1 protein-coding gene is annotated in these 675 nt (G+C 44.6%); it reads left to right on the plus strand.

The features are described from left to right. Positions 1-293: 293 nt before the first annotated feature. Positions 294-675: GxxExxY protein (locus QEH59_RS18645; protein ID WP_308986897.1), on the plus strand; the 382-nt coding region annotated here is incomplete at its 3' end.

Here is a 675-nt window from a genome sequence, read left to right on the forward strand (position 1 = left end):
AAACCTCTCACACGCAGATTCCTCTAACAGCGTTGTAAGATAAGCGGTCCATCAGCGGCAATAAGCGGTTAAAAAAACATCAGAGTCAGCCCACTCGCACGCAGAGCCGACTGCGTCGGAAACCGCTTATCACCCCTTATCACACGCTTATAATAAAATCTCTCACACACAGATTCCTCTAACAGCGTTGTAAGATAAGCGGTCCATTAGCGGTGATAAGCGGTTAAAATCACAGCAGAGTCAGCTCGCTCATCGGTATTGTCAGATGCATATGAAACTGCTGAGCTAATTTCATGGAAAAGGAAAATACAGAGTATATGGGTAAAGAGGGCTATGCTCTGATGGGAGCTGCCTTTGAGGTGCATCGTGAACTAAATGGTGGGCTCGCAGAAGAGATCTACCAAGAAAGCCTCGAATGGGAATTGGGCTTAAGGGAGATCCCATTCCAAGCAAAGTCAGAGCTTGAGGTGTTTTACAAAGGACACTTGTTAAACAAACGTTATATTCCGGACCTTCATGTCTACACGGAACTCATCACTGAACTCAAGGCTGTTAAAGATCTTACATCGGATCACGAGCAGCAGTTGCTTAACTATATGCACATTACAAAGAAGGCAGTCGGGTATTTAATTAACTTTGGCCCGATGAAGCAGTTGCAATGGAAACGTTATATTC

It is taken from the genome of Thalassobacterium sedimentorum (assembly GCF_031127905.1).
Taxonomy (GTDB): Bacteria; Verrucomicrobiota; Verrucomicrobiia; order Opitutales; family Coraliomargaritaceae; genus Thalassobacterium; species Thalassobacterium sedimentorum.